The following is a 14,972-nucleotide window of genomic DNA, read 5'->3' on the forward strand; positions in this document are numbered from 1 at the left end:
CCGTGTCGGCGTGAGAAACGACAATTTGCGCAGTGCCCCCGCCAGGAGGCTTGTTCTTCTGCCGTGGAATCAATTGGCGGCGCGAGGGCCACTTTCAAAGAACCCGCGCGGGATCGCGGCCGAAGCCGGCAGCCCGCACGGGCGTCTGACCTGCCTGTCAGGCCAGTGTTTCGATCGCCAGCGCGATGCCCTGGCCGCCGCCGATGCAGAGGGTAACGATGCCACGCTTGAGGCCGTCGCGCCGCATCGAATGGATGAGCCGCGTGGTCAGGATCGCCCCGCTCGCGCCGATGGGATGGCCATGGGCGATGGCCCCGCCTTCAACATTGACGACCTCTTCGGCAAGGCCGAGCTCGCGGGTAACGGCGAGGGCGATCGCCGCGAAGGCCTCGTTGATTTCCACCCGCTCGACCTCCGCGATCGTCCAGCCCGCACGCCCCAGCGCCTGGCGCACGGCTGGTACCGGACCGATGCCGAACATGCCTGGCTCCACCGCGCCGACGCCGAAGGCGACGAGCCGCGCCAGCGGCTCAAGGCCGTTCGCCGCGGCGAAATCGCGTTCGGCGAGGATCATCGCCGCGGCGCCGGTATTGAGACCGGGCGCGTTTCCGGCGGTGATGGTGCCGTCCTTACGGAAGGCCGGCTTCAGCTTGGTGAGGGATTCGATCGTGGTGTCCGGCCGATTGTGCTCGTCGCGAGCGAAGATCTCCGGCCCCTTGCGGCCCTTGATTTCGACACCGACGATCTCGGCATCGAATTTTCCGGCGGCCTGCGCCTGGGAAAAGCGCTGTTGCGAGCGCGCCGCCCAACGGTCCTGATCCTCGCGGGAGACACCACATTTGGTCACGAGGTCTTCGGTGTGCCAACCGGAATGCTCGCCCGAGAAGGCGTCGTTCAAGCCGTCGCGCAGCATGGAATCGTAGATCTGCGCATCGCCCATGCGATAGCCCCAGCGCCCGCCGCTCATGAGGTAGGGCGCGGCGTCCATGTTCTCCATGCCGCCGGCGATCGCCGCATCGGCGAAGCCCAGCCAGATCTCCTGGGCGACCGAGGCAACGGCCTGGGCGCCGGAGCCGCAGACCCGGTTCACAGTCATGGCCGGCACCTCCACCGGTACGCCGCCATGGACGGCCGCCTGGCGGGCGGGGTTCATCTTGTTGCCGGCCTGGACCACATTGCCCATGATGAGGCTCGACAGCTTGGCTGCATCGAGGCCCGAGCGACGGAGCGTCTCGCGCACGACTGTCGCACCCAGCTCGGTCGCGGGGACCGCCTTCAGAGCGCCATTATAAGTGCCGATCGCCGTGCGCACCGGCGCGCAGATGACCACGTCTCGTTTCGTCATGGACTTGGCCTTTCATGGATAACGACAGATCGCATTCGCGCGGGTGCGCGCAGCGCCTTGATGCGCCTCATGCCTTCCTTCGGATCGTCCCGTCCAATCGGGTCGCTTCCGCCACGGTGTTCGAAATCGTGCCGTACTTGCGGACGTTGGTGTGGAGCAAAGCCAGGCGCTGCTCCGTCTCGTCCGTATCGATGATCAGCTCGTAATCCACCGAGATGATCTTCGGCGGCGCGTCCTGCCGAACGGCGTGGAGCGTGACATCCACCCCGCGCAGCTCGAAATTCAGCATCGGGGTCACCCGCTCGATGCCCTTGATCATGCAGGCCGCGATGGCGGCAAGGAACAGTTCCGCCGGGTTGAAAGCATCGGCGCGCCCGCCAATGTCGGTGTCGAGGGTGATCTCGGCCTCTTTGGTGCGGGCGAGGCTGCCGTGTACGTCGATGCGCGACGCGTGAACCTTGTATTCCAGCATGGCGGCGCTCACGCCGCGAGCCAGCGGGCGAGATCGTCCGGCTTCGGCAGGCCGCCGGCGTGCACCACCTTGCCGTCGATGAAGATGCCCGGCGTCGAGGCGATGCCGTATCCGGCGATCACCGCATAGTCGGTGACCTTTTCCACCGTGACGTCGAGCCCGAGCTTGGCCGCCTCATCCCGCACCATCTGCGCCGTTGCCTCGCAGCGAGAGCAGCCGGGGCCCAGCACCTTCACGTCTTTCATGGCTTTTGCCTTTCTTGTTTTAAGAAAACAGCGCGTTGAACAGGAAGCCCACGGCGAGGATGCCGATGCCGACCACGCCCACAAACACGGCAATCAGCTTGAGGCTTAGGACTTTGCGCAGGATGATCATTTCCGGCAGCGACAGGGCGATGACCGCCATCATGAAGGCGAGCACGGTGCCCAGCGCTGCCCCCTTCGCCAGCAGGGCCTCGACCACCGGGATGATGCCCGCGGCATTGGAATACATGGGAATGCCCAGCAGCACCGCAGCCGGAACCGACCACCACGCATCCCGCCCCATGATGGAGGCGAGGAGATCTTCCGGCACATAGCCGTGGATGAAGGCGCCCGCTGCGATGCCGGCGATGATCCACATCCAGACCTTGCCGACGATGTCGCGCACCGCGTCGAGGCCGGCCCTGATGCGATCCACCAGCGTCATACCGTTTGGCGGCAGCTCGACCGGACTGGCACGCACGTTGCGCACCCAGTCTTCCAGCCAGCCCTCCAGGTGCAGGCGTCCGATGACCCAGCCGGCGATAATGGCGATGGAGAGGCCGAATGCCAGATAGGTGAGCGCCACCTTCCAGCCGACCAGCGCGAACAGGAGGCCCAGCGCCACCTCGTTGACCATGGGCGCGGCGATGAGGAAGGAGAAGGTGACGCCCAGGGGCACCCCGGCGGAGACGAAGCCGACGAACAGCGGCACCGCCGAGCAGGAGCAGAAGGGCGTGACGATGCCGAGGCCGGCGGCCGCAATGTTGCCGAGCCCCTCGCGTTTTCCAGCGAGCAGGGCGCGGGTGCGCTCGGCGGAGAAGAAGCTGCGCACCACGCCCATGGCGAAGACCACCAGCGTCAGCAGCATCAGCACCTTGGGCGTGTCGTAGATGAAGAACGCGACCGCTTCAGCGAGATGGCTGCCTTGCTCCACCGGCAGGCGGGCCACTAGCCATTGGGAGAACGGCGCGAGCTGGGCATAGACCACGAACCAGAGGGCGATCGCCGCGGCCGTCACCGCCGCCCAGGTCAGTGACGATGCATCCCTCGGTGGCTTGCGCCCGGTCAATGACAGGTCGGCGCTCATGCGGCTCTCCTGTTCGATGAAGCGTCCAGGGTGGTGAGGACAGCATTGATGATGGTTGCCTGCTCGGCCGGCAGTTCGGGATTGCGACGGTAGCGCACCCATTGGGCGTCCCGCCGATCCACCACGACGCCAGCCTGCTTGAGCACCGCCATATGGCGCGACATGCGGGATTGGGTGACGCCGAGGACGCGCACGAGTTCGCAGACGCAATGCTCGTGCCCATCCCACAGGAGGTGGACCGCCGCGAGGCGGGTGGGTTCGGCCAGGGCCGACAGAAGGGTGAGGGCGGACTGCATACGCTTCTTTTACTTTAATGCGCATATGCGTTCAAGCGCATTTTATAATTAGCTTGTCACTGGGAACGCAGGGCTTCTCGAAATCAGGGGGAATTGAACCCTCACCCTCGACCTCGGAGCGGATATCTATGCTGCGGCTCGAAATAGCAATTTGAGATGGTTGCGTGCCCCCGCAACCAAAAATCCTTAAAACCTGAGGATTTCGCAAGGGTCGCCCGCAAGGCGGCCTTTTTGCGTTGGTGCCTGCTGGATGAGATCCATCGCCAAGCGCATGCGATCGACAAGCTGGTGGTGGAATATCCCATCGCCGTCGCAACCAACGGGCACCGGACCCGCGCCGAAATCTTCGACCACCTCAAGGCCCAATTCACGCAGGCCCGGATCGTGGAGCTGACCTCAATCGCGCAGCGCTCCTGACGCACCGCCCCGTGCCGCGGCTTCCACCGCTTCAACGCCATGCTGCAGGTGGAAGGGGCCGAACCCGTGCCGGTACCCGCACTCTGAACGCCAGCCCACAACCTCGTTCGAGGGCGTTCGCATCCCCGGTTCCAGCTGGCTCACGCCTCGCCATGGCGTTCGCGGACGAGGGCGAGCCACGCGCTGGCGGCGTCGGACAGATAGGCGCCACGGCGCCAGGCCATCGCCATGCTCCATTCCAGGTCCGGCTCGGCGAGCGGCACCTGACAGACCGCGGCGTCGTGTCTCTGTGCCGCGATCATGCGCGGCAGGAAGGCGACGCCCAGCCCTGCCGCCACCAGTTCCATGGTGAAGTCGATCTGGCTGCTGCGCGCCGCGATGGCGGGCACAAATCCCGCGCGGCGGCTGGCGTCGAGCACGATCCGATGCAGCGCAAGGCCGCTCTCCAGCATGATGAACGGCGTATCCCTGAGGTCGGCGAGCCGGATCTCGGCCTGCGTCGCCAGCGGATGGCCCGACGGCAGCACGGCCACCAGCGGCTCGCGGCGCAGCGGCTCGAAATCGAATTCCGGCGAGATCGGAAGCAGGGTGCCGGCGATGTCGATGTCGCCGGTGCGCAGGTCGTCCTCGAGCTGCGCGCTGTCGCGCTCAACGAGCCGCACCTCGATCTCGGGAAAGCGCTGGCGATAAAGCGCCAGCAGTGGCGTGAACGGCACGCTGCTGCAGGCAGGCAGCAGGCCCAGCCGCAGCACGCCACGCCGCAGGCCGCGGATCTCGTCCAGCTCGGCCAACAGGTCGGCGCGGTCGGCGAGCAGCTTCACGGCGCGGCGATAGACCACCTCACCCGCCGGGGTCAGCACGCTGCGGTGGCCCATGCGGTCGAGCAGGGGGACGCCTACTTCCGCCTCCAGCTGCTTCACGGCCTTGCTGACGGCCGACTGGCTGGTGAGCACGGCCTTGGCGGCCTGCGAGAAGCCGCCCTGGCGGACGACCTCAACGAACGAGCGCAGCGGGCGGAATTCCATGGCGAGACCCGTATCGTATTGGAGAAGGGAGCAGTCCCTGACGGCCCGGATGCCGCCCTCCCCGAGGGACGGCGGCATCAAGGATTGGTCGGTGGGCGACGTTCAGAAGGCGTTGACCACCACGATGGTCAAAAGCGCCATCACCAGGCGGGAGACCGCGTAGCCGGTGGCATAGCCCACCACCGGGACGTTGCTCTTGGAGGCTTCCTGCAGCGCGCCGAGGGCCGCCGTGGTGGAGCGGGCACCGGCCACGGCGCCGAGCATGATGCCGGGGTGGAACTTGAACACGAAGTGTCCGAGCAGCAGGCCGACGATGATCGGAACCAGGGTCACAAGGGTGCCGGCCAGGAACAGGGTGAGGCCGTAGTTCTGGATACCACCCACGAAGCCGAGCGCCGCGTTGAGGCCGATGCAGGCGATGAAGCCGTTGAGGCCCACATTGTTGAACACCCAGATGGCCGGCCCGGGGATGTGGCCGAAGGTGCGCATGGTGGAGCGCAGGTAGCCGCAAATGATGCCGGCCACGATGGCGCCCACGGCGGTGCCCAGCGACAGCGGGATGCCGCCGATGCGGATCGTGAAGGCCCCGATGAGGCTGCCGAACACGATGCCGAAGGCCATGAACGCCATGTCCGAGCCTTCCACGGGACGGTCGGCATAGCCCAGCACCTTGGCGATCTTGGCCACGTCCGCCTTGGCGCCAAGGATGGTGAGCACGTCGCCCCGCTGCACCTTCACCTGCTCGCCCATGGCCATGGCCACATCCGAGCGGGTGAACTTGGTGAGGAACACGCCTCGGCCGGGCTCGCCGAACAGGGTGTGGATCAATTCGCCCAGGGTCTTGCCGGCATAGGCCTTGTTGGTGACCACGAGGTCGAGCAACTCGGTCGAGAAGTCGAGCAGCGGCACGTCCTTCAGCTCGGGGCCGAACTCATCGGCATAGGCGAGAAGGGCCGACAGGCCGCCGGAGACGGCGAGGATCGCTCCTTCCGTCAGCACCGTATCGCGCTTGCAGTCGACGATCGGGCCCTCGGCAGAGGTGCGCATGCGGCGGATGAAGATCTCGTTGTGGAACATCTTCTCCACGTCCTCGACCGTCTTGCCCACCAGGCCGGTGTTTGCGAGCTTGACGGCGCGGGCCGAGAATTCGCGATAGGCCGTGGTGCCGATCTTGTTGCCGCCGTGCTCGCGCTCATAGTCCTGGCACACCTTCACGAGGTCGAAGCCGAGCACCTTGGGCGCAATGTTGGCGAGCATGAAGGCCGAGCCGATGGTGCCGAACGGATAGGTCACCGCATAGGCCACCGGCAGCAGCGCCAGCGCCGCCTTCAGCTCGTCCGGCTGAAGGCCGGACTGGTTCATGAGGTCGGCCGCCACACCGAGCACCGTCGAGTTGGTGTAGCCGCCCGACAGCAGGCCGGCGGTGAGCGCGGCGTTGTAGCCGAGCAGCTTGCCAAGGACGATCGCCGTCACCGTGCCGGCAAGGCAGATCAGGATGGCGAACACCACCTGGGGCAGGCCATCGCTCTTCAGCGCGCGGATGAACTGCGGGCCCACCGCATAGCCCACCGAGAACAGGAACATGGCGAAGAAGGTGGACTGCATGACGGCGGGCAGCTTGATGCCGATCTGCCCGACGAGAAGACCGGCCAGCAAGGTGCTGGTGACGACGCCGAGATTGAATTTTCCAAGCTTCAGATTCCCGATCCAGAATCCGATGCCGATGGTCAGGAAAAGCGCAATCTCCGGATACTTTTGGAGCGTTCCGACGAAGTAGTTCATGATGGCATGTCCGATGTTCCGGCCAGGACAGCCCGGAGCCCGCCCCGCTCAGGCTGCAACGCCCTGAGCGGGGTAGCTTTCGTCCCGTCTCGACCGAAGGAGAGGGCGCGGCTCAGTAGGCCGGGGCGTAGAGCAGGCTCTCAACCCAGGAGCGGATCTCGCGCGGGCGCTCGACGGTCGCGAGGCCGGCATCGAACATGTATTCGACGATGCGGGTCGCGGTGGTGACCTCGGTTTCCAGGATGTGCTCCTGGCTCGGGAACAGCATGCCCTTGGCCTGGAGCGAGGGGCCCACCTGGTCCGCCGTTGCGTGAGCGGCGACGATGAAGCATTCGTCGTTCAGCAGCTTGGGGCGGGCAGCGTAGGTGGCAAGTCCGATGGCCGGGTAGATGTAGAAGTTGTTGGCCTGCCCGGGCCGATAGGTCTTGCCGTCGTAAGCCACTTCATCGAACTGGACGCCGGCGGCGAACAGCGCCTTCCCCTTCGACCAGGTATAGGCCTGCTCGGCGGTGCACTCGGCCTTGTGGGTCGGGTTGGACAGGGCGAAGATCACCGGACGGTCGTTGAGGCGGCTCATGGCCTCGATCACCTCCTTGGTGAAGGCGCGCGGCTTGGTGGAGACGCCGATCAGGACGGTGGGCTTGAAGCTCTCGATCACCTCCAGGAAATTGTTGGTGGGCTTCTCGTCCTGCGCCCACAGCTTCTGAGTGTCGGTCAGGTCCGTGCGCGAGGATTCGATAAGGCCGTTCACGTCGAACAGGCGGACGCGCTTGCGGGCTTCCTCAGCCGAGAGGCCCAGCGTCTGCAGCTCGGCGGCGATCAGCTTGGAAATGCCGAGACCCGCGGAACCGGCACCCAGGAACAGGATGCGCTGGTCCTTGAGCTTGCCGCCCGTCTGCTTCATGGCCGCCGCAATGCCGGCGAGCGCCACCGAGGCGGTGCCCTGAATGTCGTCGTTGTAGCAGAGGATCTTGTCCTTGTAGCGGTCAAGCATACGGATGGCGTCGGTGCCCTTCCAGTCCTCGAAGTGCACGCAGCAGCCGGGAAAGACTTCGTTGACGGCCTGCACGAACTCTTCAGTCAGCTCGTCGAGTTCTGCTTCCGACACCGGCGCCTCGCGGGTGCCGAGATAGAAGGGGTCGGCGCGCAGGTGCTCGTTGGAGGTCCCGATGTCGAACAGGACCGGCAGCAGCACGTCGGGGGGCACGGCGGCGCAGGCGGTGTAGAGCTGCAGCTTGCCGATCGGGATGCCCATGCCGTTGGCGCCGATGTCGCCGAGGCCGAGGATGCGGCCGCCGGTGGAGACGCACACGAAGCGGATGTCCTTCTGGGGCCAGTTGCGCAGCACTTCGGCCATGCGCCCCTTCATGTGGCGGGTGATATACATGCCGCGGGGGCGACGATACAGGTTTCCGAATGCTTCGCAGGCATCCGCCACGGTGGGATCGTAGAGGATCGGGATGAAACGCTTGGGATCCGACATGACGGCCTTGTAGAAGACCGTCTCGTTGCGGGCCTCCAGGTCCATCAGGTAGCTGTACTGGTCGAGTTCGTCCTTCACATGGTCGAGATGGTCGAGCACGCGCTCCACCTGGCGGTCGAGGGTCTCGACGGCGTGGGGCAGCAGGCCCTCGAGGCCCAGCTGGCGGCGATCGTCGCGTGTGTAGGCCGTGCCCTTGTTGCGGACCGGATCATGCAACAGGTTCAGTCCGGACAGGTTGCTCTTTAGAGCCTTCTCGATCTTCGCGAGGTTATTGGTGGCCATTTTAGATTGTCCTTGCTTGCAATGTCGAGCCGGAAGGCAAAACGCCATCTGGCCTACGTAAATAACTTCGCAAGCGCCGTGCCAGGGAGGGATAATCATATTAGTATATTGATTTATCGCGCTTTTTATATTCTGGATGAAGCCGGAGGCGACCCGCCCTCCCGGTTTTCCGAACATCGCCCGGAAGCCGCGTTCGGCGACCCGAACCGGGATCGCGCAGCCTCTTCATCTGTGGACAAGCCCCTATTTAATATCGATTTTTGATCCATTCGATATGGCGCCACCGAGGCCTCAATCGCGCCCCCACGTCGCCCTGACACTCTCAAGGCCCACGGAGCAGGCGCGCAAACAAAAACCGCGCTACCGGGCTACGGCAACGCGGTTTTACTTTCATCTCGAGAAGTCAGACGGCGTTTTTCATCAGCCTTCCTTCACCCGGATATCGTACTTCCGGATCTTGTCGAACAGGGTGGTCTTGGCGATGGCCATGGCTTCGGCGGTTCGGGAGATGTTGCCGTCGTTGCGCTTCAGCTCCTCGGCGATGAGGCTGCGCTCGAAATTCTCCACCGTGGTGGCCAGCGACACCGGCCCCTCGGCCGCCTCGAAGCCCGGTGCGGATCTGAGGCCCAGCGCGTAGCGTTCGGCCTGGTTGCGCAGCTCGCGTACATTGCCGGGCCAATTGTGGGCGATCAGCTCACGGACGACCTGCTCCCGGATGGGTGGCGGCTCGCGGTTGAGGCGGGTCGCCGCCTGGTTGACGAAATATTCGAACAGCAGCGGAATGTCCTCGCGCCGGTTGCGCAGCGCCGGCAGATCGATGGTCACGATGTTCAGGCGGAAATGGAGGTCGCTCCGGAACTGACCTTCCTTGGAGAGTTCCAGAAGATCGGCCTTTGTGGCGGCGATCACCCTGAAGTCCACCGGAATGACCTTGTTGGAGCCGAGCCGCTCCACCACCCGCTCCTGCAGCACGCGCAGGAATTTCACCTGCATGGCCATGGGCATGCTTTCGATCTCGTCGAGGAACAGCGTGCCGCCATTGGCATATTCGATCTTGCCGATGCGCTGCTTGGTGGCGCCCGAGAAGGAACCGGCCTCGTGGCCGAAGATCTCGCTTTCGAAGAGGGTTTCCGGCAACCCACCGCAATTGAGCGCCACGAACGGCCCGCGCCGGCCGGAGAGGTCGTGCAGGCAGCGCGCGATCAGCTCCTTGCCGGTGCCGGTCTCGCCGAAGATCATCACGTCGGTGGGCACCGCCGCCACGTTCTGCACCAGCTCGCGCAGCTCCACGATGGCGGGGGAATGGCCGACGATGCGGCTTTCCAGGTCGCCCTTGGCGGCGAGCTGGCGGCGCAGCCGTCGCACCTCCATGGCGAGCCGGCGCTTCTCCAGCGCCCGCTGCACCACGCTCACCAGGTGCTGGGACGCGAACGGCTTCTGGATGAAGTCGTAGGCGCCGTCGCGCATGGCCTGCACGGCGGTCGCCACGTCGCCGTGGCCGGTGATCATGATGACCGGCAGGTCGGGATCGTGGTTGGTGAGCTTGGCGAGGAAGCTCATGCCGTCCATGCCCGGCAGCCGGATGTCGGAGATGATGACGCCGCGAAAATCCCGCGACAGGGGCCTGGGCACCGCCTCGACGCTGTCGTAGCCGATGGCCTTGATGCCCTCCAGCGCCAGCGCCTGCAGGCAGCCGAGCTTCACGTCCTCATCGTCCTCGATGACGATGGCGTCGGCATCAACCATGATCGTTCTCCGAGGCTTCGACGGCCCGCAGGCTGACGCGGAAACGAGCGCCGCCCGCGGCGGTGTTGGCGGCGGTGAGGTCGCCACCGAAGCGGCGCACGATATCCTGCGAAATGGCAAGGCCGAGCCCCAGCCCGCTGGTCTTCTTGGTGGTGAAGAAGGGCTCGAACAATCGGTCCATCACGGTGTGGCTCAGGCCGTGCCCATTGTCGACCACGTCGATCACCGCCCAGGCGCCGTCGCGGCCCGCGGTGATCTCGATCCGCGGCTCGCCATTGCCGGTGAGCGCGTCCATGGCATTGCTGATGAGGTTCACCAGCACCTGTTCCAGGCGCACGGCATCGCCCATCGCCGTGATCGGCTGTTGCGGCTTGTGGACGACGAGATCCACCTTTTCCTTCTTGATGCGGTGGCCCAGCAGCGCCACCGCACTGTCGATGGAATGGTGGAGATCCACCGGCCCCAACTCGCCGTCGGTGCGCCGGGCAAAGGAGCGCAACTGCCCGGTGAGCACGCCCATGCGCCGTACCAGATCGCAGATGCGCTCCAGATTGTGGCGCACCGTGCTCGTGTCGTTCAGCTCCAGAAACCGCACCGCGTTTTCCGACAGGGTGGACAATGCTGCGAGGGGCTGGTTGATCTCATGGGCAAGGCCGGCCGAAAGCTGGCCGATCACCGCCAGATTCTCGGTGCGGATCATTTCGTCCTGGAACGACTTGAGCCGGCGCGCTGCCTTGATGCGTTCGACCACTTCGTGGCGCAGCTCTTCATTGGTGGACCGAAGCTGCCGATTGCGCTCCTCGAACTGGCGCTCCAAATAATTATAGGCCTCCTGCAGCGCATCGCGGGCGAGCAGCCGCTCCCGGGTGGCGAGCCGGCGCTGGTTGACGATGCGCACCGACAGCGCCACCAGCAGGATGAGAACGGCGGCCACCGTCGCCCGTTCGGCGGCCCGGACGCTCACGCCCGTGGTGTCGGAAAGCACGGTCAGGGTCATGGCGACATTCGGCAGGTAGCGGCTGTCGGCGAGATAGGTGCGCGTGCCGCTGCGGTCACCGGTGATAATGAAGCTGCGGCCGTCGCCCGCGCCCCCGGTAGCCTGCCAGACCAACGGCTCCACGATGTGGCGATTGTATTGCTGGGTCTCGTTCATCTGCTCGATCTTCTTGGGATCGAGAGGACCGAGGCTGCGATACTTCCAGTCCTCGCGGGAGGACAGGACCACGATGTCATTGGCATCGGTCATGAGGATGGGCTCGGCGGTGCCGTTCAGCCAGTCGGACTCAAGTTGTTCCAGGTCGATCTTCACGGCCACCACGCCGACGCGCCGGCCGTTCTCCTCGACTTCCGTCGCAAGATAGTATCCGGGCGCGTTGCCGGTGGTGCCGATGGCGTAATAGCCGGTCACCCTGCCCGGGACCGCATCCCGGTAATAGGGCCGATAGGAGATGTTGCGGCCGACGAAGCTCTTGGCATCCTGCCAGTTGCTCGATGCGACCACCTCTGCCTTGGTGTCGATGACGAAGACCTGCTGCGTGCCGGCGGCGATGTTCAGGCGGGCCAGATAGGCGCTCAAGGCGTCCCGCTTTTCGCTTTGGTCGGGCGCGGTGAGGAAGGAGATCACATCCCGGTCCATGGCCACGGTCAGCGGCAGGATGCCGAACTTGTCGATCTCCCGCTCCAGCCGCGCGCTCCAGCGGTGCAGTTGCTCGTCGCCGAACGTCTTCAGCTCGGCCAGGCCCTGCCGCTGGTCGAAGGTGAAGGCGAGCCAGAAGCCGACGGCCGCGGCGGCAAAGGCTACCAGCAGAAACACCAGGACGCCGCGCCGGCGATGGTAGGCCACGCAGTCAAGCTCGGCGAAGATGGCGGGGTCCAGCACGTCCCCGCGAAATTCCCGGCATGCACCGCCACACCGCCCCGCATACCGGCAGGGAATGGTGCGGGCGCCGGCATCAGCGCCCGACACCTTTCCAATGGTTGCTGTTGCCATGACCACGGCCGAGCCGTCCTTCCTTTACGACGAAAGTTTAAACCGACGCGTGCAGTGCTCCATGACCTGGATCAGCGCGGCCGGATTTCCGAACATCTGCTCCGCAAGCGCCATGCCATCGGGATGAACCCCATTAACCCATTGATTTATCAAATGCTCGCCGCACAGCACGGCGCCCATCACGTTCGGAATTCCGAATTTCGGCACCCCGCCTGTGCGGATTTCCGACCCCGCCTGAGGCTCCCCCGCCCTGCCTGGTCCCGGCGGCACGCTCCTCGAGAGCGCGCCGTTCGCGTTTCCGAATGACGGCCCAAGCGGATCATCGGTCCAGCGAACGGTACTGCCAGCCGGCTCCGATGGCGGCTCCTTGAAATAGGTTTGATTTCAGTCAGTTGGCTCAGCCCGCCCCGGCTGGCACGGCTCTTGTTATGCCAGGGACCACCGGGGAGGAGCACCAGCGCGCCTGCCCCAACAAGAGCAAGACAGGAGCAGGTTTCGATGGGTGATCGCATTCGCTTGAGCATCGACGGGCGCGCGCTGGAGGTGGAGGCGCCGGTCTCCATCCTCCAGGCCACCACCGCCGATGGCACCCCGCTCACCGCCAATGTGGGCTGTCTCGGCCAGGGGGTGTGCGGGGCCTGTCGCTGCATGGTCCGCCGGGCGGGCGAACGCGAGGTGTCCACGGTGCTGGCCTGCGAGACCCCGGCCGAAGACGGCATGCAGGTGAGCTTCATCGACTATTTCACGCCGGACAAGCCGCACGTCTATGACATCGCGACCTTCACCGACAGCTGGCGCCTGTCGGACGCGGTCGCCGATATCTTTCCCGAGGCGGCCCACTGCCGCCATTGCAGCGGCTGCGATCGGGCCTGCCCCAAGGGACTGGAGGTGCAGCGCGGCGTGGAGCTGGCGGTAGCTGGGGACTTCGCGGGCGTGGCGCAGGTGTTCGACCAGTGCGTCATGTGCAACCTGTGCACCCTCGCCTGCCCCGAGCGCATCTGGCCCAACCATCTGGGCCTCATGGTCCGCCGCGCCCTGACCGCCCTGACCCTGCGCCCCTCCGACCTCATTCGCCGCCTTAACGAACTGGAGCTGGGCGAGGCCTGCCTCGACCTGACCGGGACCGAAGCCGAGCCTGCCTCCACCCCGGCCCGGAGGTGAATTCGATGACCCACGCCACGACCTTCGCCATCCCCTACGCCGACGCCCTCGCCCGCCTCTCCCCTGGCGCCGATCCGGTGATGCGGCCCGAGGCGCTATCGCGCGAGCAGCTGCTTGAGGCCTACCACCCCGACCATGGCGCGGACGCCCGCGTGCCGCTGCGGGTCGGCGCCAATCGCGGCGAGCCGTGCCATCCGGCCCTTGCCCGCATCATCGAGGGCAATGCGCTCATCGGCGACGTGGACCTGGTGGCCGTCGATCCCATCGCCACCGACGTGCTGGTGATCGGCGGTGGCGGCGCCGGCACGGCCGCGACGCTGGCGGCCCGCGCGGCCGGTGCCGAGGTCATCCTCGCCACCAAGCTGCGCATCGGCGACAGCAACACGGTGATGGCCGAAGGCGGCATCCAGGCGGCCATCGGCGAGGACGACAGCCTCCGCCGCCATTTCGACGACACCATGAAGGGCGGCCACGGCGCCGGCTTTCCCCAGCTGGTGGCCCAGCTTGTCAGCGACGCGCCGGACGTGATCCGCTGGCTTATCGGCCTCGGCGTCAATTTCGATCTGGCGGACGGACCCGCCCCCGGCGCGCGGCTGATGCGCAAGCGGGCCGGCGGCACCACGGCGGCGCGCATTTTGAGCCATCGCGATTTCACCGGTCTCGAAATGATGCGGGTGCTGCGCGAGGCGGTGGAGCTGGATCGCGGCGTCACCGTGCTCAATCGCTCCCCCGTGGTGGAGTTGCTCTCCGACGAACGCGGCCGTTGCGCCGGCGCCGTGCTCTATGACCTGGAGCACCGCGCCTTCCGCGTGGTGCGCGCCGGCGCAGTGGTGCTGGCAACCGGCGGCGCCGGGCGGCTGCACCTCACCGGCTTCGCCACCTCCAACCATTACGGCGCCACGGCGGACGGCCTCGCCCTCGCCTATCGCATGGGCGCCCGGCTGCGCGACGTGGATTCCTTCCAGTATCACCCCACCGGCATCGCCTGGCCGCCGCATCTGGCCGGCGGGCTCATCTCGGAGGCGGTGCGCTCGGCGGGCGCAAAGCTGGTGAACGGGCTCGGCGAGCGCTTCATCGACGAGTTGGCCCCGCGCGACGTGGTGACCGCCGCCATCCTGCGCGAATGCGCCGAGGGGCGCGGGGTATCGCGCGACGGCGGGCTCGGGGTGTTCCTCGACATTCCGGCGCTGCTGGCCGAAAAGCCCGACCTGCTCACGACGCAGCTGATCTCGCTGGCCCATCTCGCCCATCGCGCCGGGGTGGACCCGGCCCGCGAGCCGCTGATGATCTATCCCACCCTGCACTATCAGAACGGTGGCGTGGCCATCGACCGCGACGGCACCTCCAGCGTGCCGGGCCTTTATTGCGCAGGCGAGGTGACGGGCGGCATCCATGGCCGCAACCGGCTGATGGGCAATGCCCTGCTGGACATCTTCGTGTTCGGCCGGCGGGCCGGCACGGCGGCGGCGGACCATGCGGGCGGGGTCCTGCCCGGCCGCTTCGGCCTCGAGCATGTGCAGCGCTGGCAGCGCGAGCTCAGCCACGCCGGCATGATCGACGGTCCGCGCTCGCCGATCCTCTATCCCGCCTACGGCCATTTCGACCTGCGCGGCCACATGGCCGGCGCCAACCAGGGCTGACCGC

The 14,972-nt window shown here is 66.1% G+C and carries 14 protein-coding genes; 3 read left to right on the plus strand and 11 right to left on the minus strand.

Annotation, left to right across the window (positions count from 1 at the left end; all coding sequences use genetic code 11):
- Nucleotides 1-157 precede the first annotated feature (157 nt).
- From V5F66_RS13300 to V5F66_RS13320, 5 genes are all read right to left on the minus strand, one after another.
- The gene (locus V5F66_RS13300; RefSeq protein WP_149577639.1) at nt 158-1,345 is read right to left on the minus strand and encodes a thiolase family protein; all 1,188 of its coding nucleotides are present in this window, start codon (nt 1,343-1,345) and stop codon (nt 158-160) included.
- Nucleotides 1,346-1,412: 67 nt separating this feature from the next.
- Entirely contained in the window at nt 1,413-1,829 is a 417-nt protein-coding gene (locus tag V5F66_RS13305; RefSeq protein ID WP_432445298.1) for an OsmC family protein, read from the minus strand.
- Entirely contained in the window at nt 1,826-2,062 is a 237-nt protein-coding gene (locus V5F66_RS13310; protein ID WP_394094014.1) for a thioredoxin family protein, read from the minus strand. Before V5F66_RS13310 ends, V5F66_RS13305 begins: the two co-directional genes overlap by 4 nt.
- A 19-nt stretch (nt 2,063-2,081) precedes the next feature.
- Nucleotides 2,082-3,146, minus strand: a complete 1,065-nt coding sequence (locus tag V5F66_RS13315; RefSeq protein ID WP_149577636.1) for a permease — start codon at nt 3,144-3,146, stop codon at nt 2,082-2,084.
- Complete coding sequence (locus tag V5F66_RS13320) at nt 3,143-3,442, minus strand: ArsR/SmtB family transcription factor (protein WP_149577635.1); 300 nt, start codon at nt 3,440-3,442, stop codon at nt 3,143-3,145. Before V5F66_RS13320 ends, V5F66_RS13315 begins: the two co-directional genes overlap by 4 nt.
- Nucleotides 3,443-3,598: 156 nt before the next feature.
- Between V5F66_RS13320 and V5F66_RS13325 the strand changes: the two genes are divergently transcribed.
- On the plus strand, nt 3,599-3,859 hold the full coding sequence (locus tag V5F66_RS13325; RefSeq protein ID WP_394000127.1) for a hypothetical protein: 261 nt from the start codon (nt 3,599-3,601) through the stop codon (nt 3,857-3,859).
- 140 nt (nt 3,860-3,999) lie between these two features.
- Here the strand turns inward: V5F66_RS13325 and V5F66_RS13330 are convergent, their stop codons facing one another.
- From V5F66_RS13330 to V5F66_RS13355, 6 genes are all read right to left on the minus strand, one after another.
- Nucleotides 4,000-4,884, minus strand: a complete 885-nt coding sequence (locus V5F66_RS13330; RefSeq protein ID WP_394000377.1) for a LysR family transcriptional regulator — start codon at nt 4,882-4,884, stop codon at nt 4,000-4,002.
- Between the two features lie 102 nt (nt 4,885-4,986).
- Nucleotides 4,987-6,666 carry an aspartate:alanine exchanger family transporter gene (locus V5F66_RS13335; RefSeq protein ID WP_012115910.1) on the minus strand — a complete coding sequence of 560 codons (1,680 nt, stop codon included), beginning with the start codon at nt 6,664-6,666 and terminating at the stop codon, nt 4,987-4,989.
- A gap of 112 nt (nt 6,667-6,778) precedes the next feature.
- Nucleotides 6,779-8,431 (minus strand): NAD-dependent malic enzyme, encoded by a 1,653-nt coding sequence (locus V5F66_RS13340; protein WP_394094015.1) that lies wholly within the window; start codon nt 8,429-8,431, stop codon nt 6,779-6,781.
- Between the two features lie 420 nt (nt 8,432-8,851).
- A complete protein-coding gene (locus tag V5F66_RS13345) occupies nt 8,852-10,177 on the minus strand; it encodes a sigma-54-dependent transcriptional regulator (RefSeq protein ID WP_394094016.1) in 1,326 nt (441 codons plus the stop codon).
- Complete coding sequence (locus tag V5F66_RS13350; protein ID WP_394094017.1) at nt 10,170-12,056, minus strand: sensor histidine kinase; 1,887 nt, start codon at nt 12,054-12,056, stop codon at nt 10,170-10,172. Before V5F66_RS13350 ends, V5F66_RS13345 begins: the two co-directional genes overlap by 8 nt.
- Nucleotides 12,057-12,191: 135 nt before the next feature.
- On the minus strand, nt 12,192-12,350 hold the full coding sequence (locus V5F66_RS13355) for a hypothetical protein (protein ID WP_394094018.1): 159 nt from the start codon (nt 12,348-12,350) through the stop codon (nt 12,192-12,194).
- A 315-nt stretch (nt 12,351-12,665) separates the two neighbouring features.
- On the opposite strand from V5F66_RS13355, the gene V5F66_RS13360 reads away from it, so the two are divergent.
- Both V5F66_RS13360 and V5F66_RS13365 read left to right on the plus strand, forming a co-directional pair.
- Nucleotides 12,666-13,328, plus strand: coding sequence for a 4Fe-4S dicluster domain-containing protein (locus tag V5F66_RS13360; RefSeq protein WP_012115906.1), 663 nt, complete (start codon nt 12,666-12,668; stop codon nt 13,326-13,328).
- 5 nt (nt 13,329-13,333) lie between these two features.
- Nucleotides 13,334-14,968 carry an FAD-binding protein gene (locus V5F66_RS13365; RefSeq protein WP_394094019.1) on the plus strand — a complete coding sequence of 545 codons (1,635 nt, stop codon included), beginning with the start codon at nt 13,334-13,336 and terminating at the stop codon, nt 14,966-14,968.
- The last annotated feature ends 4 nt before the right edge of the window (nt 14,969-14,972 follow it).

Origin of the sequence: Xanthobacter versatilis, assembly GCF_043193975.1 — a bacterium.
In the GTDB taxonomy this organism is placed as follows: Bacteria; Pseudomonadota; Alphaproteobacteria; order Rhizobiales; family Xanthobacteraceae; genus Xanthobacter; species Xanthobacter autotrophicus_E.